The sequence below is a fragment of the Plantibacter sp. VKM Ac-2880 genome, assembly GCF_015351235.1.
Taxonomy (GTDB): domain Bacteria; phylum Actinomycetota; class Actinomycetes; order Actinomycetales; family Microbacteriaceae; genus Plantibacter.
Genome location: NZ_JADKSJ010000001.1, coordinates 1,648,440 through 1,675,029, shown reverse-complemented (window position 1 = coordinate 1,675,029; position 26,590 = coordinate 1,648,440). Strand labels below are relative to the sequence as shown.

General features: G+C 70.5%; 24 protein-coding genes. 11 read left to right on the top strand and 13 right to left on the bottom strand.

The features are described from left to right. Nucleotides 1-17: 17 nt before the first annotated feature. A complete protein-coding gene (locus tag ITJ57_RS08045; RefSeq protein WP_194669577.1) occupies nucleotides 18-1,247 on the top strand; it encodes a phosphotransferase in 1,230 nt (409 codons plus the stop codon). On the opposite strand, the gene ITJ57_RS08040 is transcribed toward ITJ57_RS08045, so the two are convergent. After that, the gene (locus tag ITJ57_RS08040) at nucleotides 1,157-4,465 is read right to left on the bottom strand and encodes an ATP-dependent DNA helicase (RefSeq protein WP_228506542.1); all 3,309 of its coding nucleotides are present in this window, start codon (nucleotides 4,463-4,465) and stop codon (nucleotides 1,157-1,159) included. The two genes, ITJ57_RS08045 and ITJ57_RS08040, sit on opposite strands and share 91 nt — an antisense overlap. Continuing rightward, nucleotides 4,429-7,602: a UrvD/REP family ATP-dependent DNA helicase gene (locus ITJ57_RS08035; protein ID WP_194669576.1), complete on the bottom strand. Its 3,174-nt coding sequence runs from the start codon at nucleotides 7,600-7,602 to the stop codon at nucleotides 4,429-4,431. Before ITJ57_RS08035 ends, ITJ57_RS08040 begins: the two co-directional genes overlap by 37 nt. 141 nt (nucleotides 7,603-7,743) lie before the next feature. Between ITJ57_RS08035 and ITJ57_RS19770 the strand changes: the two genes are divergently transcribed. Next, nucleotides 7,744-7,968 carry a DUF3107 domain-containing protein gene (locus ITJ57_RS19770; protein ID WP_056007232.1) on the top strand — a complete coding sequence of 75 codons (225 nt, stop codon included), beginning with the start codon at nucleotides 7,744-7,746 and terminating at the stop codon, nucleotides 7,966-7,968. A 2-nt stretch (nucleotides 7,969-7,970) separates the two neighbouring features. Continuing rightward, nucleotides 7,971-8,270 carry a hypothetical protein gene (locus ITJ57_RS08025; RefSeq protein ID WP_194669575.1) on the top strand — a complete coding sequence of 100 codons (300 nt, stop codon included), beginning with the start codon at nucleotides 7,971-7,973 and terminating at the stop codon, nucleotides 8,268-8,270. 75 nt (nucleotides 8,271-8,345) lie between these two features. Here the strand turns inward: ITJ57_RS08025 and ITJ57_RS08020 are convergent, their stop codons facing one another. Further along, nucleotides 8,346-9,068 (bottom strand): ferritin-like fold-containing protein, encoded by a 723-nt coding sequence (locus ITJ57_RS08020; RefSeq protein WP_194669574.1) that lies wholly within the window; start codon nucleotides 9,066-9,068, stop codon nucleotides 8,346-8,348. 136 nt (nucleotides 9,069-9,204) lie between these two features. Between ITJ57_RS08020 and ITJ57_RS08015 the strand changes: the two genes are divergently transcribed. Then, nucleotides 9,205-10,764, top strand: a complete 1,560-nt coding sequence (locus ITJ57_RS08015) for a DEAD/DEAH box helicase (protein WP_194669573.1) — start codon at nucleotides 9,205-9,207, stop codon at nucleotides 10,762-10,764. 265 nt (nucleotides 10,765-11,029) lie between these two features. Here ITJ57_RS08015 and ITJ57_RS08010 read toward each other — a convergent pair whose 3' ends face one another. Continuing rightward, nucleotides 11,030-11,884, bottom strand: a complete 855-nt coding sequence (locus ITJ57_RS08010) for a PHP domain-containing protein (protein ID WP_194670344.1) — start codon at nucleotides 11,882-11,884, stop codon at nucleotides 11,030-11,032. 82 nt (nucleotides 11,885-11,966) lie between these two features. On the opposite strand from ITJ57_RS08010, the gene ITJ57_RS08005 reads away from it, so the two are divergent. Further along, nucleotides 11,967-13,004: an endonuclease/exonuclease/phosphatase family protein gene (locus tag ITJ57_RS08005; RefSeq protein WP_194669572.1), complete on the top strand. Its 1,038-nt coding sequence runs from the start codon at nucleotides 11,967-11,969 to the stop codon at nucleotides 13,002-13,004. Nucleotides 13,005-13,045: 41 nt separating this feature from the next. Further along, the gene (locus ITJ57_RS08000; protein WP_194669571.1) at nucleotides 13,046-14,443 is read left to right on the top strand and encodes an aminopeptidase P family protein; all 1,398 of its coding nucleotides are present in this window, start codon (nucleotides 13,046-13,048) and stop codon (nucleotides 14,441-14,443) included. A gap of 43 nt (nucleotides 14,444-14,486) precedes the next feature. Here ITJ57_RS08000 and ITJ57_RS07995 read toward each other — a convergent pair whose 3' ends face one another. Further along, on the bottom strand, nucleotides 14,487-14,990 hold the full coding sequence (locus ITJ57_RS07995) for a general stress protein (protein ID WP_056778286.1): 504 nt from the start codon (nucleotides 14,988-14,990) through the stop codon (nucleotides 14,487-14,489). A gap of 68 nt (nucleotides 14,991-15,058) precedes the next feature. Here ITJ57_RS07995 and ITJ57_RS07990 point away from each other — a divergent pair, with 68 nt between their 5' ends. Genes ITJ57_RS07990 through ITJ57_RS07980 form a run of 3 tightly spaced genes read left to right on the top strand, consistent with a single transcriptional unit; the run spans nucleotide 15,059 to nucleotide 18,045 of the window. Then, nucleotides 15,059-16,372 carry a magnesium transporter MgtE N-terminal domain-containing protein gene (locus ITJ57_RS07990; RefSeq protein WP_056007255.1) on the top strand — a complete coding sequence of 438 codons (1,314 nt, stop codon included), beginning with the start codon at nucleotides 15,059-15,061 and terminating at the stop codon, nucleotides 16,370-16,372. Further along, nucleotides 16,350-16,892, top strand: a complete 543-nt coding sequence (locus ITJ57_RS07985; protein ID WP_194669570.1) for a DUF1003 domain-containing protein — start codon at nucleotides 16,350-16,352, stop codon at nucleotides 16,890-16,892. Before ITJ57_RS07990 ends, ITJ57_RS07985 begins: the two co-directional genes overlap by 23 nt. Further along, entirely contained in the window at nucleotides 16,885-18,045 is a 1,161-nt protein-coding gene (locus ITJ57_RS07980; protein ID WP_370582266.1) for an Mrp/NBP35 family ATP-binding protein, read from the top strand. Before ITJ57_RS07985 ends, ITJ57_RS07980 begins: the two co-directional genes overlap by 8 nt. A 39-nt stretch (nucleotides 18,046-18,084) precedes the next feature. Here ITJ57_RS07980 and ITJ57_RS07975 read toward each other — a convergent pair whose 3' ends face one another. Further along, nucleotides 18,085-18,507 carry a Sec-independent protein translocase TatB gene (locus ITJ57_RS07975; RefSeq protein WP_194669569.1) on the bottom strand — a complete coding sequence of 141 codons (423 nt, stop codon included), beginning with the start codon at nucleotides 18,505-18,507 and terminating at the stop codon, nucleotides 18,085-18,087. A gap of 71 nt (nucleotides 18,508-18,578) precedes the next feature. Here ITJ57_RS07975 and ITJ57_RS07970 point away from each other — a divergent pair, with 71 nt between their 5' ends. Beyond that, a complete protein-coding gene (locus ITJ57_RS07970) occupies nucleotides 18,579-19,211 on the top strand; it encodes an O-methyltransferase (protein WP_194669568.1) in 633 nt (210 codons plus the stop codon). 88 nt (nucleotides 19,212-19,299) lie between these two features. Here the strand turns inward: ITJ57_RS07970 and ITJ57_RS07965 are convergent, their stop codons facing one another. From ITJ57_RS07965 to dapE, 3 genes are all read right to left on the bottom strand, one after another. Further along, the gene (locus tag ITJ57_RS07965) at nucleotides 19,300-19,473 is read right to left on the bottom strand and encodes a DUF3117 domain-containing protein (protein WP_079002123.1); all 174 of its coding nucleotides are present in this window, start codon (nucleotides 19,471-19,473) and stop codon (nucleotides 19,300-19,302) included. A gap of 103 nt (nucleotides 19,474-19,576) precedes the next feature. Next, nucleotides 19,577-20,800: a hypothetical protein gene (locus ITJ57_RS07960; protein ID WP_228506538.1), complete on the bottom strand. Its 1,224-nt coding sequence runs from the start codon at nucleotides 20,798-20,800 to the stop codon at nucleotides 19,577-19,579. Next, on the bottom strand, nucleotides 20,790-21,887 hold the full coding sequence (gene dapE / locus ITJ57_RS07955; protein ID WP_194669567.1) for a succinyl-diaminopimelate desuccinylase: 1,098 nt from the start codon (nucleotides 21,885-21,887) through the stop codon (nucleotides 20,790-20,792). Before dapE ends, ITJ57_RS07960 begins: the two co-directional genes overlap by 11 nt. 70 nt (nucleotides 21,888-21,957) lie before the next feature. Between dapE and dapD the strand changes: the two genes are divergently transcribed. Beyond that, nucleotides 21,958-22,935 (top strand): 2,3,4,5-tetrahydropyridine-2,6-dicarboxylate N-succinyltransferase, encoded by a 978-nt coding sequence (gene dapD, locus ITJ57_RS07950; protein ID WP_194669566.1) that lies wholly within the window; start codon nucleotides 21,958-21,960, stop codon nucleotides 22,933-22,935. 157 nt (nucleotides 22,936-23,092) lie between these two features. Here the strand turns inward: dapD and ITJ57_RS07945 are convergent, their stop codons facing one another. From ITJ57_RS07945 to ITJ57_RS07930, 4 genes are all read right to left on the bottom strand, one after another. Then, nucleotides 23,093-24,352, bottom strand: a complete 1,260-nt coding sequence (locus ITJ57_RS07945) for a citrate synthase (protein WP_056011358.1) — start codon at nucleotides 24,350-24,352, stop codon at nucleotides 23,093-23,095. A gap of 179 nt (nucleotides 24,353-24,531) precedes the next feature. Then, nucleotides 24,532-25,653, bottom strand: coding sequence for a succinyldiaminopimelate transaminase (gene dapC / locus ITJ57_RS07940; protein ID WP_370582265.1), 1,122 nt, complete (start codon nucleotides 25,651-25,653; stop codon nucleotides 24,532-24,534). A 4-nt stretch (nucleotides 25,654-25,657) separates the two neighbouring features. After that, nucleotides 25,658-25,981 (bottom strand): ferredoxin, encoded by a 324-nt coding sequence (gene fdxA, locus ITJ57_RS07935; protein WP_056007281.1) that lies wholly within the window; start codon nucleotides 25,979-25,981, stop codon nucleotides 25,658-25,660. Between the two features lie 38 nt (nucleotides 25,982-26,019). Beyond that, nucleotides 26,020-26,553 carry a hypothetical protein gene (locus tag ITJ57_RS07930; RefSeq protein ID WP_194669565.1) on the bottom strand — a complete coding sequence of 178 codons (534 nt, stop codon included), beginning with the start codon at nucleotides 26,551-26,553 and terminating at the stop codon, nucleotides 26,020-26,022. Nucleotides 26,554-26,590 lie beyond the last annotated feature (37 nt).

Below are 26,590 nucleotides of genomic sequence, written 5' to 3'. Positions count from 1 at the left end.
CCCGTACCCTGGATGTCATGGCCAGATCCCATCTCACTCTAGCCGCGTTGGCCACCTCGGCCGTCGCCGACCTCCAGGTCCGCGGCTCCGGCGCGCACACCGCAGGAGGCGAGGGGAACTACGACGCGGCCCGACTCGTGACGGGCGACGGGCGCGAGCTGATCGTGCGCATCCCGACCTCGCAGCAGGCCGAGACGGAGCAGTCCGCCGACCTCATCGCCCTCCGCGCCCTCACGCCAGGGATCCGCAGCAGGTTGCCGTTCGACGCGCCGACGGTCGTCGGTCAGCTCCCGGTGGACGGCACCCGCGCCGTGGTGCTCGACTTCGTCGCCGGCACCCACCTCGACCCGACGGCACTCAGCAGCGACGAGGTCCTCGCCGATTCGCTCGGAGCCGCGATCGCCGCGATCCATTCACTCCCGACCTCGTTCGTGGCGGAGGCCGGCCTGCCGCTGCTGTCGACGGAACTCATCCGCGCGGACGCACACCGCATCGTCTCCCGTGCGGCGGAGACACGGCTCCTCCCGACCGCCGTCCGCGAGCGCTGGCAAGCCGCGGTGGAGGACAACTCGCTCTGGCAGTTCCAGCCGACGGTCATCCACGGCGCCCTGGCGGCCGACCGGATCCTCGTCATCCAGCAGGACGGCCACGGCCTCGTCAACGGCGTCCTCGACTGGGGCTCCCTCCGGGTCGGCGACCCGGCCCTCGACCTCCACTGGATCGCGACGCTCGGCGCCACGGGTGAACAGACCCTGTCCACGTACGCGGTCTCGTGCTCCCGTGGCCCGGACCGGTTCGTGACCCTCCGTGCACGCCTCTACGCGGAATTGGAGATCGCCCGCTGGCTGCTGCACGGCCGGGACAGCCACGATGAGACGATCGTCGAGGACGCCGTGGCCATGCTCGATGGACTCGTGGACCGGGTGCTCGGCGACGTCACCGACCCCCTCGGAACCACCAATGGCCCCGTCCTGGCGGTCGACGAGGTCGAGGACATGCTCGACCGCACCCCCCTCGGATCCTCCTCCCCCGGTATTGCGATGCAGACCGACACCTACGACCGCTCAGAGCTCGAACGGGCCCTCGGCCGGGACCCTGGAACCGCTGGCACCGATGAGGACGAAGACCCGTCCGCCGAGGACGCGAATGCCACGGATCAGATCGACACCTCGTCGTTCGAGCTCTGGGACGCCGCGTCAACCCCGAAGGACCGCTCCCACTCCGACAGGAGCTCCTCCTCCGAGTAGAGGCGTTCGGGACGCAGCTGCACGTCGTGCGTGACGTAGTAGAGCACGGCGTCGATGCGCTCGGGGTCGATGTCCCGATGGTGTGCGTACGCGAGCCGGTACAGCGCGAGCTGGAACGAGGCGTTCCGCACGTCCTCCGGCGTCGTCGGCATCCCACCCGTCTTCCAGTCGACGATCTCGAAGCGATCCCCGCGCTGGAACACGGCGTCGAGCTTGCACACCACCAGGCGACCGGTGTCGCCCAGCGGAACGTGGATCTCCGTCTCGACCTCGATCGGACGGACGTCCGCCCACTCCGAGGCGAGGAACCGTTCGACGAGCTCCTCGAAACCGGTGCGCTCGGCGGCGTCCGCGCCTGGGGCTTCGAGGTCGAGCTCGTCGGGGCCGGCGTCCACGAGTTCCTGGAGCCCGTGCCGCTCGTAGTGCGCCTCGACCCAGGAATGGAACCGGGTCCCCAGTCGGGTCTGTCGGTAGGGTCGCTGTGGCACCGGGCGCCGGAGCCGCTCGAGGGCAGCCTCGGGTTCGGTGACGAACTCCTTGAACCTCGAGGCCGGGATCCTCACGGGGAGTTCGCCGCGCGCGCTGGTCGTCGCGGCACGGCGACGTTCCTCCAGCAGCAGGGTCAGCTCGTTCTCGAGCGGTCCGAGTGTCGCCAGGAGTCCGGCCTCCGGGAGCCCGCGGCGTTCCTCGACCTCGGCCGCCGCCCGTTCCACGACGGCGCGACGGGGTCCGAGCGGGTCGAGCGGCCACTGCACGACGGCGGCGCCGGTGTCGATGGGGTTCTCCTCGAACGCCGACGCCGCGGGGAGCTCACCGATGACGCCGGCGTCGGCCAGTTCCTCGAGGTATGTGCTGGCCGCACGGGGTCGTTTCCGCTCGCCGGACCAGAACGATCCGGTGAGCAGGAGGTCGTGCTTCGCCCGCGTGACCGCCACATAGGCGAGGCGCCGTTCCTCGTCGAGCGCCCGTGCGGACAGCGCCTCCGAGAAGGCGGCCTGGGCGTCGACGACCTCCTTACGGGTCTCGGCCGTCCGCCAGGCGAACTCCGGGAGTTCCGCTGCGTCGCCGCGGAAGTCGTAGGGCAGCGTGCCGAGCCCGACCCAACCCTTGCCATCCTTCGGTTTCGCCGGGAGCTCGTCGACGACGAGCCGCGGGATCACCACGTGATCCCATTCGAGCCCCTTCGACCCGTGGATGGTCAGGAGTTGGACGGCCCCCTGGTCGGGTGCCTCACCGGCCGGACCGAGATCGTCCCGGCCGAGCGATCGGTCGATCCAGGCGAGCAGACTCCCGAGGTTGACCTGCTCCTCGGCCGCGATGAACGAGATGATCTCGTCGTGGAACGCCTGCAGTCGTGCGGACGCCCGGGCCGCGGATCCGGTGGACTCGTTCGCGACGACCTCGATGTCGAGTCGCAGCTCGCGCTCGACGGCCCTGACGAGGTCCGGGAGGCCGCTGCCCACCCGGCGTCGGAGGGAGGCGAACACCAGCCCTGCCTCCCGGATCCGCGACCGGCCTTCCTCGGTGAACCCGGCCGCCAGTCCGGCCGGCACACGGTCGGCGGCGATGAAGTCGACCGCGTCGATGATGGAACGTCCGTCGTCGTCGGCGACCGATTCGCGGAGCCTGGCGGCGAGCTCGGCGTCGTACCGTTTCGTCTTCCAGTCGATGGCCTGCAGATACCGGGCCACCTCCACGAGGTGACCGAGATCGCGGACGCCGATCCGCCACCGCGGCCCACTCAAGAGCCTGATGAGCGCGGATCCGGCGCCCGGGTCGTGGATGACGCGGAGCGCCGCTGTCACGTCGACGATCTCGGGGGACGAGAGCAGACCGCCGAGCCCGAGGATGTGGTGCGGCACGCCGAGCGCGGCCAGGCCGTCGGCGAAGTCCTGCATGGGCCGGCGGGCGCGGAACAGGATGGCGGCGGAACCGGCCGGGTCTCCCCCGCGGTGGGCGAGCAAGCGGTCGGCGCACCACTCGGCGACCACGCGCACCTCCTCGGTACTCGTCTCGCTGACGTCGACCGAGAGCGACCCCTCGCCCGCTCCCGGCTTCGGCTCGAGGTCGAGGACGCGCAGCCGCGCAGCCGCCTGCGCCTGCTGCTGGAGGGGACGGACGAGGACGTTGGCCGCCTCGAGGATCCGGCGGTCGTTCCGCCAGCTCGTCGACAGGTTGTACTGCGTCGCGGCGGCCTCCCGCCCGAAGTCCCGGGAGAACCGCGCCAGGTTCGCGGCGCTCGCCCCGCGCCAGCCGTAGATGGACTGGTGCGGATCGCCGACCGCCATGACGGGGTGGTCGGCGAACAGCGTCGACAGGAGCCTCGTCTGCACGACTGACGTGTCCTGGTACTCGTCGAGCAGGACGACGCCCGCTCGTTCTCGTGCGACCTTGGCGACCTTCGGTGAACGCTCGCACGCGGCGAGCGCGAGCGCGACCTGGTCGGAGAACTCGACGAGCCCCTGACGTCGCTTCTCGTCGGCGTAGCGCAGAGCCAGGTCGAGCAGGACCGGCAGGGCACCCACGACGGCGACCGCCTGATCCACCTGTGCGTAGGAACCACGGCCGCCGTCGGGCAGCTCGGCGATCCCGACGAACTGCTCGACGAAGCCCAGCAGGTCCTCGGTCGTGCCGTCGATCTCCGCCAGCTCGTGACTGAGCGAGAGGACGAGTTCGGCGACCTGGTCGACCGATTTGCCGAGGGTCGACAGTCGCTCGTCGCCGTGTCGGACGACGATCCGGCGTGCCAGCCGCCATGCCGACGCCTCCGACAGGAGGACGGACTCCGGTTCGCGGCCCACGAGGAGGGCGTTGTCGCGGAAGAGCGCGTTCGCATAGGCGTTGTAGGTCGAGACGTCCGGGCGGTCGAAGAGGGCGTCGGCCGCGGGATCGAGGATCCCGACGTCCTGCAGGGCGGCGATCCGCTTCCCGATCCTCGCCGCGAGTTCGCCGGCGGCCTTCCTGGTGAAGGTGAGACCGAGGATCCCGCCGACGTCCACGTGCCGGTTCGCGAGCAGCCAGACGACCCGCGACGCCATGGTCTCGGTCTTCCCACTCCCCGCTCCGGCGACGACGAGGACCGGAGCCATCGGCGCCTCGATGACCTCCACCTGTTGTGCCGTCGGTTGTGGGAGTCCGAGCAGGCCGGCGAGCGTCTCGGCCGAATACGTCTGCTCCGTGGTCATGAGCTCACCGCCGGGACGACGTGGATAGCGCATTCACCGAAGGCGAACGGGTCGTGGCAGTGCGTGCCGACCCGCGCCTCGAACACCGCGCCGGCCATGCCGATGGCATCGGCGACCACGCGCTCGCGGAAGCGGTCGAGGGCGTCGTCGTCGAGCGGCGGCTGAGCCGGGTCGTAATACTCCTTGCGCTTGGTACCCGCCGAGACGACGATGAGCTTCGCCCCGCCGCTCGGCATCCCTTCCGTGCCGTCGATCGCGCCGGACGCGAGGGCGAGCTGGTAGGCGCCGAGCTGAGCCATGTCGGCGACATCGCGATCCTGTCGGGGCGCTGAACCACCCGTCTTGAGGTCGGCGATCACCACCCGCTTCGTCCCGTCGGCGGCCGGCACGACCTCGACGCGGTCGATCGACCCGCCGAGGACGGCCGCCCCGCCCAGCTCTCCGATCGGGATGCGGAGGCTGAACCGGCTCTCGTTCCCGATGGACGTCACCCCGGTCCGCTCCGCGTCGTGCAGGTACGCCGACAGCCGGTGGACGAGTTCCGCCGCTCGGCGCTTCGTCGCCTCGCCCTCCCAGGAGGCCTCGAAGTGCAGCTCGTCCCAGCGATCCTCGACGGCCGCCCAGAGGGCCGACTCGTCGGACGACTCGGCGTGTTCGAGGGCGGCATGCACGATCGTGCCGAGTCCGGAGGCGAACCCCGACGCTCCGCCGCCCAGGCGTGCGATCGCCCAGTGCAGCGGGCACTCCTCGAAAGCCTCCATGCGCGACGGGGAGACCGGGAGCTCCTCGACGGTCGGGTCGTGGAGCGGTTCCGTCGAGGTGGGCTCCGCCACGCCGTACCACTCCGCCGGCGGCGCGCCGGGCACGCCCGCCTCCGCGAGGATCGCCAGGGCGGACGCCGAGGCGGCGCGCTCAGCCGGGTCGGCGGGACGGACGCGCCGGGTGAGCGAGCGACGGAGGGTGCCGACGAGCCCACGGAGCGACAGCGGTGAGAGCGCCGCGCGGTGCGGGTCCGGGCTCGGGAGCAGGGTGAGGAACGGGCTCGCCTGGTGGTCTTCGTCGACGACCGCGACCACCATGAGCGACCGGTTCGCCCGCGAGGTCGCCTGAGCGAAGAGTCGGAGCTCGTCGTGGAGGACCGCTCGTCTGGCGTCGGCGGTGGCCGTCGCGGTGCCCTCCAGCAGCTCTACGAGCTCCGAGGCACCGAGCAGGGAGTCCCGGACCCGGAGGTTCGGCCAGACCCCGTCCTGTACCCCGGCGACCACGACCGTGTCGAACGCCGTCCCGACGAGGGCGGCCGGTGTCGCGATCGTGACCGCTTGCCGGAATCCCGTCGGAGCCAGTGAATCGTCGCCGACCGTCTGTTCGAGGAGTCGGTCGAGGAAGACGGAGGCCGGGGTCTCCGGTTCGGACTCGACGAAGGTGCGCGCGGCGTCGGCCAGCTGCGTGATCGCGTCGAGGTCGCGGTTCGCCTCCTCGGCGGCCTGCCCGCTGCCTTTCGACAGCGCCACCCAGCCGCGTTCGAGACCGCTCCGGGACCAGAGCCCGTAGACGAGTTCCTCGGCCGACGCCCCCGCTGCCGCCTGCGCCCGGGCCTCGGCGAGGCTGTCGGCGAGGGACCGGGCGCGGGCGGCCGACGGCGTCTCGAGACCGATCAGCGCGCCGGGGACGGCGAACGCCTCTTCCAGCAGACGGTCGGCGCTGCGGTCGAGCCCGTGCGCGAGGTCCGCGTGCCGGAGCGCCGCGCGAAGGCGTCTGACCCCGATCGAGTCGAGCCCGCCGAGGGCGCTGTGGAGGAGTTCGGTCACGACCTCCGCGTCGAGCGGAGTGCGCCCGAGCGCGACCGAGACGGCGAGCAGGATCGCCCTGACGAAGGGGTGCTCCCGCAGTGGTGCTCCGCCGGTGCTCGCCCGCGTGGGCACCTCGAGCGACGACAACCCCCGCTCGATCGCCGGGATGAGTCCACCGCTCCTCACGACCACGGCCATCTCGGCCCACGGGACCCCGTCCAGCACGTGGCGTTCGCGCAGGAACCTCGCGATGACCGCGATCTGCGCGGCCGGCGACCCTGCAGCCACCGTGACGACCGGACGCTCGGGAGCAGCAGCGTCCGCGATCGGAGCAGCGGCCTGCCGGTGGCGCCCCGCGCCCGCGGTACCGATGCGGTCGGTCACGCCGCGCACGGTCGCGCGGATGCCCGGGGTGCCGCGATGCACCTGTTCGAGCAGCAGTGCGTCCACGGGGCGGCCGAGCACCTCGCCGAACCGCCCGAGCGCGTCGGCGCGAGCACCGTGGAAGGCGCCGGTGGTGAGGTCGGGGTCACCGAAGGCCACGATGGTGATCCCGTGGCGGGCGAGGGCCGCCAACAGCTGCAGCACCCCGTGCGTCGCCTCCTGCGCGTCGTCCACGAACACCACCCGGAGGCGTCCGAGGACACCGGTGCCCGGCTGCTGCTCGTCCAGGAGCCGAGCGGCGCGCGCCAGCGCGGCGGCCGGCGTGAGGTGGCCGCGCCAGTCGTCCGCCAGGAACCCTTCGATGAAGGCGGCTGAGGCGATCCACTCCGGGCGGTCGTGGAGTGTGCCGAGCCGATGCAGCTCGGCGGGCGCGATGTCGTGCTCGACGCTCCGCTCCATGAGGTTGCGGAGTTCGGTGCGGAAGCCCTGGAGACGCCTGACCTCGGGCCCGAGCTCCGCGGGCCACACCGGGCCGGTGCCGTCCGCCTCGTCGCCGAGCAGGCGTTCGGAGATGGTCTGGTCCTGCTCGCCTCCGGTGAGCAGCCGAGGCCGCCCGGTGCCGGCGAACGCGCCGGAGCCGGCGATGACCTCGAGCGCCAGGGAGATCGCCGTGCGGGCGAGCGATCCGGGCGTCGCCCTGGCGACCCGCGCCTCGAGGCGGTCGCGGAGGACTTGCGCGGAGGATCGGGATGCGGCGATGACGATCAGTTCGTCGGTCCCGTAGCCGCGCGCGTGCACGCGCTCCGCGACCGCTTCGACGAGCGTCGTCGTCTTCCCGGTGCCCGGCGCACCGAGCACCACGGCCGATCGTCCGTCCGGGAGCCGCAGCACGGCGGACTGCGCGTCGTCGAGCGGGGCGAGTGCCTCGACGGAGGCCGCATGGTGCTGGTCGTGGACCGCGACCGTGGGGAGGTCGGAGGCGTCGGAACCGGTCATGGACCGCACGTTACCGGAGGCCGCCGACATCGTCGCGACCGCCGGGCGGCGTTCCGGTGTTCGCTGACAGCAGGCGACCGCGACGGGCCCGTCGACGGTGACTCCCGTAGTCTTGCCCTACGCAACCGAAAGGCACTCAAAGTGGAAATTCGCATCGGAATCCTCAACAGCCCTCGCGAGATCGGCTTCGAGACCTCGCAGCCCGCAGCCGAGATCGAACAGGCGGTCAAGACCGCCCTCGAGACGGACGCGAAGCTGCTCTCGCTGAAGGACGACAAGGGCACCAGCTACCTCATCCCGACCGCGGGCATCGGCTATGTCGAGCTCGGAACCGAGGAGTCGCGCCGCATCGGATTCGTCGGCTGATCATGGAGCTCCTCTTCGTCGTGCTCGGCGGCGCCATCCTCGGGCTGGCCGTCCGCTACCTCCTGCCGGGCAGGGACCAGCATGGAGCGGCGCTCGTCCCGGCGGTCGCCACCCTCGTCGCCGCCGTCGTGTGGGTCGTGGCGACCTGGGCCGGCATGGCCTGGGACGGCGGTTGGATCTGGGTCGCCGCCTTCGGCGCCTCAGCGATCGTGAGCATCGTGGTCGACATCGTGCTCGTCCGCGTCCGCACCGCCTCCGACGACGCCATGCTCGCACGGCTCCAGAACGGGGCCACCGTCTGACGCGCAGGCGACACCGCACGATGCCGCCGCTCCATCCGGAGCGGCGGCATCGTGCGTCAGGGGTGGTGCTGCCGTTCAGGCTGTCAGGCCGAGGGCGTCCATCCTTCTCGTGTGGTTCGCGATGAGCTCCGTGTAGATCGGTTCGACCCTGGCGTCGTCGGGCAGGGCCTTGCTCTCGGTCACGAGCGCCGATCTCGCGACGAGCATCGTGTCGCCGAGGAGGCGTCGTCCCCACATCGCGAGGGTCGAGGCGCGCTCCGGGTGGGAGGCGATCACGCGGTGCAGGATCCCGACGAGCGGGTCCTCCTCGGGACCCGGGGCGACGATCGCCGCGAGGTCGCGGGCGTCCGCTCCGTCGAGGCCGCGCGCGAGCTCCGCGAAGAACTCGTCGAGGAATCCGCGGGTGACGAGGACGCCGAGGAGGAGTTCGTCCCAGGTGCCGGTGCGCAGGATCGCCTGGAACTCGTCACGTGAGCGCGCGAACGGTTCGAGCACCGCGGCCGGGTCGTCGTTCGTCCGGCGGAGCCAGGCGAGAAGCGCCTGATGTTTGCGCAGGGCGGTCGCGGCCGCCTCGGCGAGCGTCTCCCGGTCGGCGTCGTTGGGGGCGTGCTCGACGGCGAACGAGAGCGTCATGAAGAAGCCGAGCTGGAGTTGCGCCACCTGACCGAGGTAGTCCGCCGTGCTCGGCGCGAGTTCGTGGAGGTCGACGCGCGTCGCCTGGACCGTGTCGCCGCGGGAGCGCAGCCGAGGCGTCTCCGTGCCGGGACGACGCCGACGTCGTGCAAACCAACGTGCCATGCGACCACCCTATCCGTCGCGCAGCGATCGCCGTGTTCCGCGCGCCCAGCGGCCTCTCGGGACCTCCCGGGTAGAATAGCCGTGCCCCGGCGTCGGATCGGGGCCCTACACCTGTGTGCAATCGAAGGTGTAGACCATGACTGCACTGACAGGTATCTCCGTGACTTTCTCTGATCTCGGTGTCGACCAGGACATCGTCGACGCCCTCACGACCAAGGGCATCATCGACCCATTCCCCATCCAGGAGCAGACGATCCCCCTGGGGCTCGCCGGCCAGGACATCATCGGCCAGGCCAAGACGGGAACCGGTAAGACCTTCGGGTTCGGCATCCCGATCGTCCAGCGCCTCGGTCTCGACCCCGCACCCGGCGTCAAGACGCTCGTCGTCGTCCCGACCCGCGAACTCGCCGTCCAGGTGTCCGAGGACATCGAGATCCTCATCTCGAACCGCTCCACGACCCTCGTCTCCATCTACGGCGGCAAGGCGTACGAAGGCCAGATCGAGCAGCTCAAGGCGGGCGCGCAGATCGTCGTCGGCACGCCCGGTCGCCTCATCGACCTGAACAACCAGCGCCTGCTCGACCTCTCGAACATCACCGAGATGGTGCTCGACGAGGCCGACAAGATGCTCGACCTCGGCTTCCTCGCCGACATCGAGAAGTTGTTCTCCAAGACGCCGGCCGCCCGCCACACCATGCTGTTCTCGGCGACCATGCCCGGCCCGATCGTCGCCCTGGCCCGCCGTTTCATGAGCAAGCCGATCCACATCCGCGCCAGCGACCCGGACGAAGGCCTCACCCAGGCCAACATCAAGCACCTCATCTACCGCGCCCACTCGCTCGACAAGGACGAGGTGATCTCGCGCATCCTGCAGGCCGAGGGTCGCGGCAAGACCGTGATCTTCACGCGGACGAAGCGCGCAGCCGCGAAGCTGGTCGAGGAACTGAGCGACCGCGGCTTCAACGCAGCAGCGGTCCACGGCGACCTCAACCAGGAGCAGCGCGAGCGCGCGATGGCGTCCTTCAAGGCCGGGAAGCGCGACGTGCTGATCGCCACCGACGTCGCGGCTCGCGGGATCGACGTCGACGACGTGACCCACGTCATCAACCACACGATCCCCGAGGACGAGAAGACCTACCTCCACCGCGTCGGGCGCACCGGTCGCGCCGGGAAGACGGGTATCGCCGTCACCTTCGTCGACTGGGACGACCTGCACAAGTGGGCGCTCATCAACCGCGCGCTCGAGTTCGGGCAGCCGGAGCCGACGGAGACCTACTCGTCGAGCCCGCACCTGTTCACCGACCTCGGCATCGCCGAGGGCACGAAGGGCCGGCTGAAGCCCGCCAAGGCCGTCGAGCCCGCTCCGCGCCGCGAGGGTTCGCGGAGCGCAGGCGGACGCGACGGTTCGCGGACCGGCGGCGGACGCGAGGGTTCGCGGACCGGCGGCGGTCGCGGTGGTGAGCGCGGCGGACGCGGAGGCGAGCGCACGCAGCCGAGCAGCACCCGGCTCGAGTCCCAGCCGAGCACCCGCGCCCACTCGCGGACGCACGACGCCGCCTCGACCGACACCGTCGACCGCAGCGCGCCCGCAGCGGGCACCCACGACGGCCATGGCCCGGAGCACCGCGACGGCAACAGCGCTCCCCGCCGTCGGAGCCGCACGCGTCGCACCGCTCCCCCGGCCCCCACGGCGTAGATCCGTCATGCAGAACGCCCGCGCCCTTCCGGGTGCGGGCGTTCTGCATGTCGCGAGCGTTGCGCTCGACGCTGCGGCGCCGCCGTGGGCATCTCGATCGGCGCCTCCTTGGATCAACGAGAGCCCCGTGGGCGCTTCGACAAGCTCAGTGCCCGGGAGACGTCCGATCGGAACACCCCGCTCCACCTGAGTGGACGGAAGATGCCCTGCCGGAACACCACCGGTCCCTGAGCCTGTCGAAGGGCACTCCGGACGCGCCGGGGGGTCAGTTCGGCAGGACGGGTTCCGAGCCGGTGGCCTCGTCGACGATGCGCCGGACGACGTCCATGTCGGTCGTGTTCTCCCCGAGACGGTTCGGTTTCCCCGTCCCGTGGTAGTCGCTCGAGCCGGTGGCGACGAGACCGAGCTCGGAGGCGATCCGCCGCACGACGACCTTGCCCTCCTCGGTGTTCTCGCGATGCTCGATCTCCAGGCCGAACAAGCCCGCGTCGGCCAGTTCGCGGAAGTACGGCTCGGGCAGCATGCGATCACGACCGGCGGGAACCGGGTGGGCGATGACCGGGACGCCGCCGGCGGCACGGACCAACCGCACTGCGGTGAGCGGGTCCGGGGCGTAGTGCGGCGCGTAATAGCCGGTGCGGGGGTGCAGGATGCCGTCGAAGGCCTCGCCCCGGTCCGCCACGATCCCGAGGGCGATGAGCGCGTCGGCGATGTGCGGTCGGCCGACCGTCGCACCCTCTCGGGTCTGCGCGAGGACGTCGGCCCAGGAGAGCGGGTAGTCGCCGCCGATCCGAGCCACGATGGCCTCGGCCCGGCGCAGGCGGGACTCCCTGATCTTGGCGGTCTCCTGGAGGAGGTCGCCGTTGAGCGGGTCGATGAGGTAGGCGAGCAGGTGGACGCTCCGCCACTCGTACCGGGTGCTGAGTTCCATGCCGGGGAGCAGGGTGATGCCCTGCCGACGCGACTCGACGGAGGCCTCGGCCCAGCCGGCGGTGGAGTCGTGGTCCGTGAGGGCGATGGTGCCGAGCCCCGCGGCACCGGCCGCGCGCATGAGCTGCGTCGGCGTCTCCGTGCCGTCCGAGACACTCGAGTGCGTGTGCAGATCGGCGGGACCGTGCATGTCTCGAGCGCTCACCACGGTTCCACCCTAGTCGCAGCTCGTCCTCCGGTGACTCCCAGACCGCTCGCCTACGCTGGCGCGAATGCTGAAGACCGTCGGTGGCGTCATCGCGGCCGTGATCGCGACAGCGGTCACGGTCCTGCTCGGCGTCGCCATCCTTCCCGGCCTGTTCGGTCTGGAGCAGACGCAGATCATCGTCCAGCTGAGCGCGTTCCGGCTGTTGCTCGCGATCCTGGCGGCGGGCGCAGCACTCCTGGCCGTCGTCGTGGGGGTCCTGCTGCGGGGATCCCGCCGGGTGCTCCCCTTCGTGCTCGCCTCGGCGCTCGCCGCCGTCTCGGTGACCGGTGCCGTCGTCACCGCGAGTCGAGGCATCGACGACCGGATGGTCGCGGGTGAGGCGACCGACCTCGCCGACCAGGTCACCGTTCTGGCGTGGAACACCTTGGGCGACGCGGTCGACCCGGGCACGATCGCGGCCATCGCGGTCCGCGAAGGCGCCGACGTCGTGTCCTTGCCGGAGACCTCCGCCGCAGCCGCCGGTGCGGTGGCAGCCGCGATGACCGCCTCCGGCCGACCCATGGTGGCGCATTCGACGGCATCGGACGCCCACGGGACGAGCCTGCTCGTGAGCACCGGGCTCGGCGAGTACGCGGTCCGCGCCCCCTCCGCGAACGGGTCGACGGCCATCGAGGACTCGGAGACCCTCATCGCGGACCCGGTCCTCGGGCGTGGGCCGACACTCGTCGCCGTCCACACGACGGCTCCGCTGCCGAGCAGGCTCGACGACTGGCGAGCGGAGCTCGCCGACCTCGCGGGTCGCTGCGTCGCCGGCACCGACGTCATCATGGCGGGCGACTTCAACGCGACGCTCGACCACCTGGCCGGTCTGCGAGGCGACGGCGACCTGGGCGACTGCGACGACGCCGCGGCAGCGGACGCCGCCGCAGGGCTCGGCACCTGGCCGACAGAGCTGCCCGCCGTCCTCGGCGCGCCGATCGACCACGTGATGGCCAGTCCGACATGGGTGTCCGTGTCGGCCCATGTGCTGACCGACGTCGACGGCACGGGCAGCGACCACCGCCCGGTGGTCGCGACCCTGCTCCCCAGGTCCTCACGCTGACCGACGGACCGGCGCCTCGGTCCCGGTGCGACAATGGAACCATGGCGACTTCCGCAGACACATCCAGTTCGAACACCGTCCAGACCGAGGCGACCTCCAACCGGGCGGCCGCCTGGTCAGAGGGCTTCCGCGCGTTCATCGGCACCGGTTGGGCCGAGCGCCCCGAGGTCCTTCCGGAACCACGCGAGACGGCGAGCCTCGCCGCGGCCCGTCGCGACCGGCTCTCGGCGCTGTTCCCCGGTCAGCGCCTCGTCCTCCCCGCGGGTGGGATGAAGCAGCGCTCGAACGACACCGACTACCTGTACCGGGCGCACTCGGCCTTCTCGTACTACACGGGCTGGGCCGCGGACGCCGAGCCGGACAGCGTGCTCGTCCTCGACCCGGAGGAGTCCGGCCACACCGCGACGTTGTACTTCCGGGAGCGGGCCGGACGCGACACCGACGAGTTCTACACGAACGCCGCCATCGGCGAGTTCTGGATCGGAGCCCGTCCGTCACTGGCCCAGGTGGCCGCCGACCTCGCGGTCGAGACGGCAGACCTCTCGGCGTTCCACGCTGACGCGGCCGACCTCACGGTCGACGTCGACGCCGACCTCACGCGGGCGGTCTCCGAGATGCGCCTCGTGAAGGACCGGTACGAGATCGCCCAGATGCGTCTCGCTGTCGATGCGACCGCGAGAGGGTTCGACGACGTCATCGCCGAGCTGCCCAAGGTGCTCGCACACGAGCGCGGCGAGCGCATCGTCGAGGGCGTCTTCGCGGGTCGCGCCCGTGCGGACGGGAACGGCGTGGGCTACGAGACCATCGCCGCCGCAGGGCCCCACGCCTGCATCCTCCACTGGACACGGAACGACGGACGGGTCCTCCCGGGCGACCTCATCCTGATCGACGCCGGCGTGGAGCTCGACAGCTACTACACGGCGGACATCACCCGGACCATCCCGGTCTCGGGTACCTTCACCGAGGTGCAGCGTCGAGTGTACGAAGCCGTCCGCGAGGCCGCGGACGAAGCCTTCGCCATCGTCCGCCCCGGCATCCGGTTCCGCGAGGTGCACGCTGCGGCGATGGCTGTCATCGCCCGTAAGACGGCCGAGTGGGGACTGCTCCCCGTGAGCGCGGAGGAGGCGCTGCTCAAGGAGAACGAGCAGCACCGGCGGTACATGGTCCACGGCACGAGCCACCACCTCGGGACGGATGTGCACGACTGCGCCCAGGCGCGGCGCGAGATGTACGCCGACGCGATCGTCGAACCGGGCATGGTGTTCACGATCGAGCCCGGGCTGTACTTCCAGGTCGACGACCTCACGGTGCCCGAGGAGTACCGGGGCATCGGCGTCCGGATCGAGGACGACATCCTCGTGACCGAGGACGGCGCGGAGAACCTGTCCGCAGGCATCCCGCGCACCGCCGACGAGGTCGAGGCCTGGCTCGCCCGCTGAGGCCCGCTGGTCGCCCGGCGGCTCGACGTCCGACGCCGTGGGGTCAGCCCGCGTCGGACGCCGGGCCGCGCTCGAGCAGGTTGCGCGCCCGGTTCGCGAGTTCGTCACCCACGACGAGGTCGTACCGCGTGGCGATGACGAGGGTGGCCGAGGTGTACTCCTGACGCTTCCGCGTCACCGAGTAGGAGACGATGCCGAACAGCATGCCGAACGCGGCACCCATGAGCACCGCCGCGCCGAGCAGCATGAGGTTCGTCTCCGGGTTGAAGATGACGAGGACGAGTCCGAGGAACAGACCGAGCCAGGCACCGCTGACTGCTCCGGCGCCCGCGGCACGCCCGTAGCTGAGCCGCCCGGTCACGCGTTCGACGCTCTTCAGGTCGCTGCCCACGATCGAGATCTCCTTGACCGGGAAGTCGGTGTGGGCGAGGGACGAGATCGCGGCCTGCGCGGACTCGTAGCTGTCGTAGCTGGCCACCGTCTCGCCTCGCGGGATGACACCGAGCGCCGGGGCGCCCTTGCGGCCGAACTGTCGCGGATCACTCATACCCCTATCCTCTCATCCCACCCCGAGGGGTCCCTCCTGGCAGGCCACCGGCGGGTAGGTTAGTAGGCGTGAGTGCAACCAGAGTGTTCGTCGCCAGGCTCGCCGGGTGCACCGTCTTCGACCCCGCGGGCGATCGTGTCGGTAAGGTCCGGGACGTGCTCGTCGTCTACCGCACCGGGAAGTCCCCGCGCGTCGTCGGCCTGATCGTGGAGATTCCGGGCAAACGACGCGTCTTCGTCTCCATCGGACGCGTCACGAGCATCGGTGCCGGTCAGATCATCACCACCGGCCTCATCAACGTCCGCAGGTTCGAACAGCGCGGCGGTGAGGTCCGGGTGATCGCCGAACTCTTCGGACGACGCGTCGTCTTCCGGGCGAACGGCGAGGAGGCGACGATCGAGGACGTCGCGATCGAGGAGCAGGGGCCAGGCGAGTGGCAGGTGTCGCAACTCTTCGTCCGACGCCCGAAGACCACGGCCTCACCCTTCGTCAAGGGTCCGACGACCTTCGCCACTTGGAACGAACTGCGGGAGGAGCAGGAACTCGGTGAGGCGCAGTCGGCCGAGCAGCTGATCGCGACCTACGCCGATCTGAAGCCGGCGGACCTCGCCAACACGCTCCTCGATCTGCCGCGCGACCGGATGATCGAGGTCGCCGAGGAGCTGTCCGACGACCGGCTCGCCGACGTCCTCGAGGAGATGCCCGAGACCGACCAGGTGCACATCCTGGCGCAACTCGACGACGATCGCGCCGCCGACGTCCTCGACCAGATGCAACCAGACGACGCGGCCGATCTCATCGCCCAGCTCCCCGAGGATCGCGGTGAACACCTCCTCGAGCTCATGGAGCCGGAGGAGGCCGAGGACGTCCGCATGCTGCTCCGGTTCGACCCGGAGACCGCGGGTGGGCTCATGACGACCGAACCGATCATCCTCTCGGCCGACGCGACGGTCGCCGAGGCTCTGGCGTCCATTCGGCGCTCCGAGCTGGCCCCCGCTCTGGCCGCCGGGGTCTGCATCACGCTGCCGCCGTACGAGTCGCCCACGGGCAGATTCCTCGGCATGGTCCATTTCCAACGGATGCTCCGGTACCCGCCGCACGAGCGGCTCGGCACCCTGCTCGACCAGAGTCTCGATCCGGTGGGGGTCCGCACCTCGGCCGCCGAGGTCTCGCGCATCCTCGCGAGCTACAACCTCGTCCAGGTCCCCGTCGTGGACGAGCAGCATCGGCTGCTCGGGGTCGTGACGATCGACGACGTGCTCGACTACCTCCTCCCCGACGACTGGCGGAGCATCGACGAGAACGACGAACTCCCGGCTGCGGAACAGCGCATCGGATCGAACGGAAGGAGGGCAGGTCGTGGCACGAGCTCCCCGCAATGAAGTCCGACTCGACGCGCCCAAGGGGCTGCGCAGCTCCGTCCGTTCCATCCGGCGCGCGCCCGCCTCGCGCGACCGCTTCGGCCGGTTCACCGAGTGGATCGCCCGGGCGATGGGGACGCCCTGGTTCCTCGTCGGCCTGACCCTCTTCGTCATCCTCTGGATCGCCTGGAACACGTACGGCCCGATGTCGCTGCGGTTCGACTCCGTCGACATCGGCTTCGTCGCGCTGACCCTGGTGCTGTCCCTCCAGGCGTCCTACGCCGCGCCGCTCATCCTGCTCGCCCAGAACCGTCAGGACGACCGCGACCGCGTGCAGATCGAACAGGACCGTCAGCGGTCCGAGCGCAACCTCGCCGACACCGAGTACCTCGCCCGCGAGGTCGTCGCGCTGCGCCTGGCGCTCAAGGACATGGCGTCGAAGGACTTCATCCGCGCCGAGCTGCGTTCCCTGCTCGAGGAGTTGGACCGGGACCGCGCCGATCAGCCCGAGCACGACGGGCCAGAGCGTCGGCGTGGCTGACGCGGAGCTCGCCGACCGGATCAGGACCGCGCTCGGGCGGGTCATCGACCCCGAGATCCGCAAGCCGATCACCGAACTCGACATGGTCGGTTCGATCGACGTCGACGATCAGGGCGCGGCCGACATCACGATCAAACTCACGATCGTGGGGTGCCCGGCGGCGACGAGCATCGAACGCGACGTCCGCGAGGCCGCCGCGTCGACGCCCGGCGTGAGGCGGGTCGCGGTGGACGTCCAGGTGATGTCCACGGCGGAACGGCAGGCCCTGACCGATCGGCTCCGGGGCGGACGCGGTGCGCGCGGCGTCCCGTTCGGCCCGGATTCACTGACGCGGGTGTACGCGGTCACAAGCGGCAAGGGTGGCGTCGGCAAGTCCACGGTGACCGCCAACCTGGCCGTCGCCCTCGCCGCCCGCGGCCTGCGGGTGGGGCTCGTCGACGCCGACGTCCACGGCTTCTCCATCCCGGGCCTGCTGGGCCTCGTCGAGAACGGCGTCGCCGTGAAGCCGACCCAGGTCGGTGACATGATCCTTCCGCCCGTCGCGCACGGCGTGAAGGTCGTGTCGATCGGCATGTTCATCGACGCGCCGACCGACGGGACCACCGCCGTCGCCGTCGCCTGGCGCGGGCCGATGCTCCATCGCACGATCCAGCAGTTCCTCACGGACGTGTTCTTCGGCGACCTCGACGTCCTGTTGCTCGACCTCCCGCCGGGCACGGGGGACGTCGCGATCTCGATCGGCCAGTTGCTCCCGCACGCCGAGGTGCTCGTCGTCACGACGCCGCAACCCGCCGCCGCCGAGGTCGCGGAGCGCAGCGGGGTGGTGGCGCGACAGACCGGCCAACGCGTGTACGGCGTCATCGAGAACATGGCCGGCCTTCCACAGCCCGACGGCAGCATCCTGCCGTTGTTCGGCACCGGTGGCGGCGAGGCACTCGCCACACGGCTCTCGGTCGGTCAGACCGAACCGGTACCGCTACTCGCCTCCGTCCCACTGAGCGTCACGCTCCGGCAGGGCGGCGACGCCGGACGACCGGTCGTGCTCTCGGACCCGGCGGATCCGGCGGCCGCCGAGATCCTCCGTCTGGCGGGGCAGCTCGCGGCCCGTCCACGTGGCCTGGCCGGACGGCGCCTGGGCGTCAGCACGAGCTGAAGCGGTCGGCGCGGAAGCGTCAGGCAGCGCGCTCGGGACTCAGGTGGCCTCGAGGTCGAACGGCGGTGCTGCCGTCTCGCCGGCGGCCAGACGGCGGAGACGCTCGTCTGTCGACGCCTGGATCGACTTCGGTTTCTCGAGAGACGGTGCGGTAGCGGCAGCGGCCGGTGCCGGCTCCAAGGGGGCGGTCGTCGGCGTCACCGGTGGCTCATCGTCGAGCAAGGCCTCGCGGATGATGCGGCGGGGATCATACTGACGGGGATCGAGCTTCTTCCAGTCGACCTCGTCGAACTCCGGACCCATCTCCTCGCGCATCCGGTCCTTCGCGCCGGAGGCCAGGTCGCGGAGCGTCCGGACGAGCCTCGCCAGCTGCGACGCGTAGTACGGCAGACGTTCGGGACCGAGCAGGAACACGGCGATGACCCCGATGATGAGGAGTTTGTCGAACGTCAGACCGAACACGTCATCAGACTACCGCGCGAGCCTCAGCTCGCGGAGCCGTTGCAGGCCATACGCTGAGATCCGGAGGCAAGGTGTCAGAACACAATCTCAACTGGAAGTACGCGGGCGACGTGGTCGTCGAGAGCGCTGCGATGCACACTGCGCGTGCGCATGCGCACGAACTCGGCGTGGAGGCGATCTCCCCGGCGATCGGCGCACAGCTCGCGGTGGTCGCCGCGGCGACCCGCGCCGAGTCCATTGTCGAGGTTGGCACCGGGACGGGCGTCTCCGGACTGTGGTTGCTCCGCGGCGCCACGAACGCGGTGCTGACCTCCATCGACACGGAGATCGTGCACCAGCAACAGGCCAAGGCGGCGTTCACGGAAGCCGGCATCACCGCCAACCGCATCCGACTCATCACCGGCAGCGCGCTCGACGTCCTGCCCCGCATGAACGAGAACTCCTACGACCTCGTGCTCGTCGACGGCGACCCGGGATCCGTGATCGAGTACGTCGAGCACGGTCTCCGACTCGTCCGGCCCGGCGGAACCGTCCTCGTGCCGCACGCACTCTGGCGAGGCAAGGTCGCCGACCCGACACAGCGCGACGAGACCACGGGTCTCTTCCGGTCGCTCGTCCAGGAGATCTCGGCGTCCGAAGCGGTCGTCAGCGCCCTCTCCCCCGCCGGAGACGGCCTGCTGCAGATCACCAAGCCCGGCGTCTGATCACCGAGTACGACGAACCGGCCGCCACCCTCGCCCTGGGGCGATGATGACGGCCGGTTCTCAGCTCATGCGGCGTCGGTGACGGGGCTCAGCCCGCGCTCACCACACCCGCGAGTGCATCGTGCAGTTCTTGAGCCTCTGCGTCGTTGACCGACACGACGAGACGCCCTCCCCCTTCAAGAGGCACTCGCACGATGATGAGCCGACCCTCCTTCACGGCCTCCATTGGCCCGTCTCCGGTGCGTGGCTTCATTGCGGCCATGCGAGTCCCCTCTCGTTATTCGACTGACCCCCATTATCGCGTATCACGGGGGCTCGTGATAATCCTGAACGCGGCGAGGCGCGGGATGACGCCCGATCAACGGCTACGGAATGGTCCAATAGGCGTTCGCGAGGCCGTACATGACGAAGATCCAGCACCACTGGAGCGCCAGGGAGAGGACGACGACGCCACCGCGGTACCACCGGTTGCGCGGGACGGCGAACGCGCCGAGGAGCGGGAAGACCGGGACGAGCAGTCGGAAGACGCTCGTCTGCGGGAAGAAGACCGCGAAGAGGTACAGCAGGTACGACGCCACCCACAGCCGGAGGTCGACGCCGAGGCGACGGACCGCCGGGACGAACAGGAGGAGCGCGGAGCCGACGAAGACGGCGAGGACGACCACGAGGCCTGGCCCATCCCCGAACCAGAACTGCCCGCCCTGGATCCACGCCGAGAACGGCACGAGCGGTTGCTCACCGATGAAGGCGGCGCGCCAGGCGAGCTCGGTCTGCAGGTACGCCTCAGGACGGCCCGTCGCCAGACCGGCGATGACCATCCAGGCGAAGCCCGCCACCGCGGCCAGCGCTCCCCCGACGAGGATGAGGAGGACCTCGCGCCTGGCGACCGGGTCGCGGCGTCGCGTGACCACCCGAACGACGAGGTGGAGTCCGAGCAGGAGCGCGAACGCCAGGACCCCGGGGCGGGTGAAGGCCATGACCGGGATGACCGCGAGCAACCACCCGTACCGGCGGGTCACGAGGAGCAAAAGCGCCAGCGTCAGCAGGAGGAGGAACATCGACTCCGCGTAGGCGAGCTGGAACACGGCGCTGAGCGGTGCGATGCAGAACAGGACGACGGCGAACATCGACCGGCCGGCGTCCAGACGCGTCCGCATCAGCCGGTGGAACAGCAGCGCGCTGCCGAACCCGCAACCCAGGGACACGAGCACCGCCATGACCGGCCACGGCAGGAACGTGACGACCGACAACCCCTTCACCGCACCGGGATAGACGGGCATGAAGGCCCAGGCGTTCTCGGCGACCCGCCCGGCGCTGTCGAGCGGCAGCTGGCTCGGGTAACCGTACGTCGCGATCCACCAGTACCACTGGCCGTCCCACCCCGCAGCGAGGGTGCCGAGCGAGGGGAACGCGCCGAACCGGGAGTCCGGAGCCGACAGGAGGCTCGCGAGCGCGAACATCGCCGTCGTCACGAGCCGGGACAGCACGTAGACGATGCCGATGCGCCCCCACACGGGCAGGCGCACCCACCGCCGGAGCATCGAGGGCCGTTCGTCGACCGCTACCCGGACCTCCGCGTCAGCGGCCATCGGTGCCCTGCAGCCAGGCGCGGAGGCCCCGCTCGCACTCCTCGATCTGGGCGAGCGGGACGCGTTCGTCGTCCGCGTGCGCGAGCAATGGGTCACCCGGGCCGTAGTTGACCGCGGGCACGCCCAGGGCGGAGAAGCGGGCGACGTCCGTCCAGCCGTACTTCGGCGCCGGCGTCCCCCCGACCGCCGCCAGGAAGTCCTGGGCGATCGGCGCGTCGAGGCCCGGGCGGGCACCTTCCGCGACATCGGTCTGCACGACCTCGAAGCCGGAGAAGAGCTCCTCGAGGTGGGCGAGTGCCTCCGCTCCCGTCCGGCTGGGCGCGAACCGGTAGTTCACCTCGACGGTGACGAGATCCGGGATCACGTTGCCGGCGACGCCGCCGTGGATGGCGACCGCGTTGACGCCCTCGCGATAGACGAGCCCGTCGACCTCGACCTCACGAGGGGTGTACGCGGCGAGCGTCGCGAGGACCGGCGAGATCGCGTGGATGGCGTTGACGCCGACCCAGCTCCGCGCCGCGTGCGAGCGTTTGCCGAAGGCGCTGACCTCGACGCGGAGGGTGCCGTTGCACCCGCCCTCGACGCCCGCGTTGCTGGGCTCCCCGAGGATGGCGAAGTCCCCGACGAACAGCTCCGGGTGGTGCTTCGCGAGCCGACCCAGACCGTTGCGGTCCGACGCGACCTCCTCGTTGTCGTACCACATCCAGGTGATGTCGACGATGGGATCGGTGAGCTCGGCCGCGAGTTTCAACTGCACGGCGACACCACCCTTCATGTCGACCGTTCCTCGCCCCCACAGCGTCGCCTCGCCCGCGTGCTCCTCGAAGCGGGTCGGGACGTTGCCGTTGATCGGGACGGTGTCGAGGTGGCCGGCGATGATGACCCGCTGCGCGCGGCCGAGGGACGTCGACGCGACCACCGTGTCGCCGTCGCGCACGATCGTGAGGTGGTCGCACCCGTCGAGCGCCGCCTCCACCGCGTCGGCGATCCGAGCCTCATCCCCCGACACGGAGGCGATGTCACACAACTGCCGGGTGAGTTCCACGGAGGAGACGGACAGGTCGAGTACGGGGACATCGGCTGGCATGGAACCAGTGTATTGGCCCCCACCCTGGGCGTCGGCCGTCTCCCCGGACGTTCGCCGCTACCCTGGAGCCATGACTGCCGCGACTGCCGAAACGCCCGTTCCTACGCACGCCTGGGGCTCCGGCCTCGCGACGATCGCCGCCGACGGAACCGTGCTCGACACCTGGTTCCCCGAGCCGACGCTCGGCCGGATCCCCGAGGGCCGCGACCGCTGGATCGTTCCGGCGGAGCTCGAGGCCCTCGTGACCGACGACGACCGGCGGGCCGTCCGGATCGACATCGTCACCGTCGAGATCGAGTTGCAAGCCGCCCCGGCGAGCACGCCGGACGCCTACCTGCGGCTGCACCTGCTCAGCCACCTGCTCGTCCGCCCCAACACGATCTCGCTCGACGGCGTCTTCGCGCACCTGCCCATCGTCGTCTGGACCAATGCAGGACCGGTGCACCCGGCCGACTTCGACCGACTCCGGCCGTCGCTCCTCCGCGCCGGCATCCACGCGACCGGCATCGACAAGTTCCCACGGCTCCTCGACTACGTGACCCCGGACAAGGTGCGGATCGCCGATGCCTCCCGCGTCCGGCTCGGCGCCCACCTCGCCCCAGGGACGACGGTCATGCACGAGGGCTTCGTCAACTTCAACGCCGGCACCCTCGGGTCGTCCATGGTCGAGGGCCGCATCTCCCAGGGTGTCGTCGTCGGTGACGGCAGCGACATCGGTGGCGGCGCGTCCATCATGGGCACCCTGTCCGGTGGAGGCACGCAGCGGGTGGCCATCGGCCAGCGCGCGCTCCTCGGGGCGAACTCCGGCATCGGCATCTCGATCGGCGACGACTCGGTCGTCGAGGCAGGCCTCTACGTGACGGCCGGCACCAAGGTCGTCCTCGCCGGAGCCGCCGCGACCGCCGAGGGGGCTCCGCGCACCGTCAAGGCCGTCGAGCTCTCCGGGGTGCCGAACCTCCTGTTCCGGCGCAACTCGCTCACGGGGGCTGTGGAGGTCCTTCCCCGCTCCGGCTCCGGCGTCGAGCTGAACGCGGCCCTGCACGCCTGAGCCCTTCGACAGGCTCAGGGACCGGACAACCGGCTCAGGGACCGGACAAACCGACTCAGGGACCGGACGGCCGGTTCGGCGTCCCCGGTCACAGACACGGAACGGCCCCGCATCTTCGGATGCGGGGCCGTTCTCGTCGTGACCGGCCGAGGCGCGACTAGCGCGTCGGGAAGGACCGCTCGGGCGAACCCGTGTACAGCTGCTGCGGGCGACCGATCTTGGTCTGCGGGTCGAGGTTCATCTCGCGCCAGTGCGCGATCCATCCGGGGAGACGCCCGATGGCGAACAGCACCGTGAACATGCGAGTCGGGAAGCCCATGGCCTTGTAGATGACGCCCGTGTAGAAGTCGACGTTCGGGTAGAGCTTCCGCTCCTTGAAGTAGTCGTCCTCGAGGGCGATCTGCTCGAGTTCCTGCGCGAGGTCGAGCAGCGGGTCGTTGATCCCGAGTGCACGGAGGACCTCGCCGGCGCTCTCCTTGACGAGCTTGGCCCGCGGGTCGTAGTTCTTGTAGACGCGGTGCCCGAAGCCCATGAGCTTCACGCCGTCTTCCTTGTTCTTGACGCGGTCGACGAACCGCTGGACGCCCTCACCGGACTCCTGGATCCGACCGAGCATCTGCAGCACGGCCTCGTTGGCGCCACCGTGGAGTGGCCCCGAGAGGGCGTTGATGCCCGCTGACACGGAGGCGTACAGGTTGGCGCCCGTCGAGCCGACCAGACGGACCGTGGAGGTCGACGCGTTCTGCTCGTGGTCCTCGTGGAGGATCAGGAGCAGGTCGAGGGCCTTCGACAGGACCGGGTCGATCTCGTAGGGCTCGGCCAGGTTGCCGAAGTTCAGCTTGAGGAAGTTGTCGACGAAGCTCAGGGAGTTGTCTGGGTACAGGAACGCCTGGCCCACCGACTTCTTGTGCGCGTACGCCGCGATGACCGGGAGCTTCGCGAGCATGCGGACCGTGGTGAGCTCGACGTGGTCGGGGTCGTGCGGGTTCGCGTCCGACTCGTAGTACGTGGACATCGCCTGCAGGGCGCTGGACAGCACCGCCATGGGGTGCGCGGTGTGCGGCAGCGCGGAGAAGAACCGCTTGAGGTCCTCGTGCAGCAGGGTGTGACGACGGATCTTCTCGTCGAACCCGCCGAGTTCGTCGGCGGTGGGGAGCTCGCCGTGGATCAGGAGCCAGGCGACCTCGAGGAACGTCGACTGCTTGGCGAGCTGCTCGATGGGGTACCCGCGGTAGCGGAGGATGCCCTGGTCGCCGTCGATGTAGGTGATCGCCGACTTGGTGGCCGCCGTGTTGACGAACCCGTAGTCGAGCGTCGTCAGGCCGGTCTGCCGGGTGAGCGAGGAGACGTCGATACTCGACGCGCCTTGGGCTGACCGGTGGATCGGGAATTCGGCTGTTCCGCCGGGGTAGTTCAGGGTGACCTGCTGCGTCTCGGTGGAAGCCTGTTTCTCGACGTCGCCCACGGCGCCTCCTCGTATCTTCGTGCGATAGGGACTGGACATCGCCCTCCGATACGACGGCGTGTCACATACAGCCTAATCGGGTTCCGGGCCCACTGCTGTTTCCCACAGTGATCCGACGACTTCCTTGGAGTTCACCCTGAAATCGGGCGGACGCCTCGGAGTCGCTCGGCGGCCGTGGCGATCCGCTCGTCGCTCGCCGTCAATGACAGGCGCACGTGATCCGGATAGGCATCTCCGTAGAACACGCCAGGGCCTCCGAGGATGCCGATGGACGCCAGGCGGTCGATGCTGGACCACGCGTCGCGACCCTCGGTGATCCACAGGTAGAGGCCGGCTTCGCTGTGATCGACCCGGAAGCCTGCCTCGCGGACCGCCGGGAGCAGCACCTCGCGCCGAGCGCGATACCGCGCCTTCTGCTCGGCCACGTGCGCGTCGTCACCCAGGGCGGCGACCATGGCCGCCTGGAGCGGGGCCGGCAGCATGAGTCCCGCGTGCTTCCGCACGGTGACCAGGCGCTTGACGAGCCGTTCGTCTCCGGCGAGGAAGGCGGCACGGTACCCGGCGAGGTTCGACTGCTTGCTCAGGGAGTAGATCGCGAGGACGCCACTCAGGTCTCCGTCGGTCACGCGAGGGTCGAGCACCGACGGGGTCGGGGTGTCGGACCACTCCCCCTCCCAGCCGAGTTCGGCATAGCATTCGTCGCCCACGAGGACGGCGCCGAGCTCGCGTGCCCGCAGCAACGCGGCGCGCAGTTCCTCGACCGAGAGCACTCGACCGTCCGGGTTGCCCGGCGAGTTGAGCCAGACGAGGCGGGTGCTCTCGGGCCACTCGGCGGGGTCGTCGGCCGCGACCGCGCCGGCACCCGCGATCGCCGCGCCGACGGCGTACGTCGGATAGGCGGCGACCGGATGGACGACCGTGTCGCCCTCGCCGAGCCCGAGCAGGAAGGCGAGCAAGGCCACCAGTTCCTTGGAACCGATCGTCGGCAGGACGGCGTCGGGCGTCAGTCCGCCGACACCGCGACGGCGGGCGAACCACGCGATGATCGCCTGCCGGAGTTCGGGGGTCCCGATCGTCGTGGGGTACGCGTGGGCGTCGGTGGCCTCGCGCAGGGCATCGCGGATGAGGTCCGGCGTCGCGTCGACCGGCGACCCGATCGACAGGTCGACGATGCCGTCCGGGTGCCGACGCGCCCGTTCCGCGTACGGGGCCATGAGGTCCCAGGGGTAGTCGGGCAGCGGCTGCAATGCCACGCGGCTACTCGTGGGCTTGCGGCGGCAGCGCGGCGATGAGGGGGTGGTCCGACGGGATGACCCCGACCTTGGCGGCACCGCCCGGCGACCCGACCTCGTCGAAGAACTCGACGTTGGCCTTGTAGTAGTCCGCCCATTCCTCGGGCAGGTCGTCCTCGTAGTAGATGGCCTCCACCGGGCAGACCGGCTCGCACGCACCGCAGTCGACGCACTCGTCGGGGTGGATGTAGAGCGAGCGTTCACCCTCGTAGATGCAGTCGACGGGGCATTCGTCGATGCAGGCGCGGTCCTTCACATCGACGCACGGCAGGGCGATCACGTAGGTCACGGGCGGGTGGCTCCCTTCACGAGCACTGAGTATCCAGTCTACGCCTGCGGCGAGCTGACGAACGGCTCCGACGGCGGTCCGGCGGGACGTGCCACCGGGGTCTCGCGCTTGCGCTCGGGCAGCTTCGGCCAGGCCACGACCAGGACGGCGACGAGGCCGGGGGCGATGGTCCACACGAGGCCGGAGACACTCTGCGGGATGAGGACCGACCCGCCTGTGCTCTCGAGCAGCAGCACCCCGATCATGAGGATGACGCCGAAGGCGGCCGCGGCGGCCGCGAGCCGGTCACTGAGGACGATGCGCAGGCCGAGCAGCAGCATGCCGACGCCGAGGATTCCGAGGATCAGCCCGACGGGGAGGGCGATGCCGAGCACCGACGGCGCCCAGGCGTGCGCGACCGTGCCGATGGCACCGTAGGCGAGCCCGACGAGGAAGGCGAGGACGACCCCGACGACCCGGGACGCGTTGGTCTGCTCGCGCGGAGCGTCGTCCGGTTCCGCCGGCGCCGGGAACCAGTGGTCGGCAGCGGCGGGGGCGCTCGCGAAGCGGGGGTCGGAAGCCGGATCGGTCATCCGCCGATTGTATCTGGACAGTCTCGGCGTCGGCCGC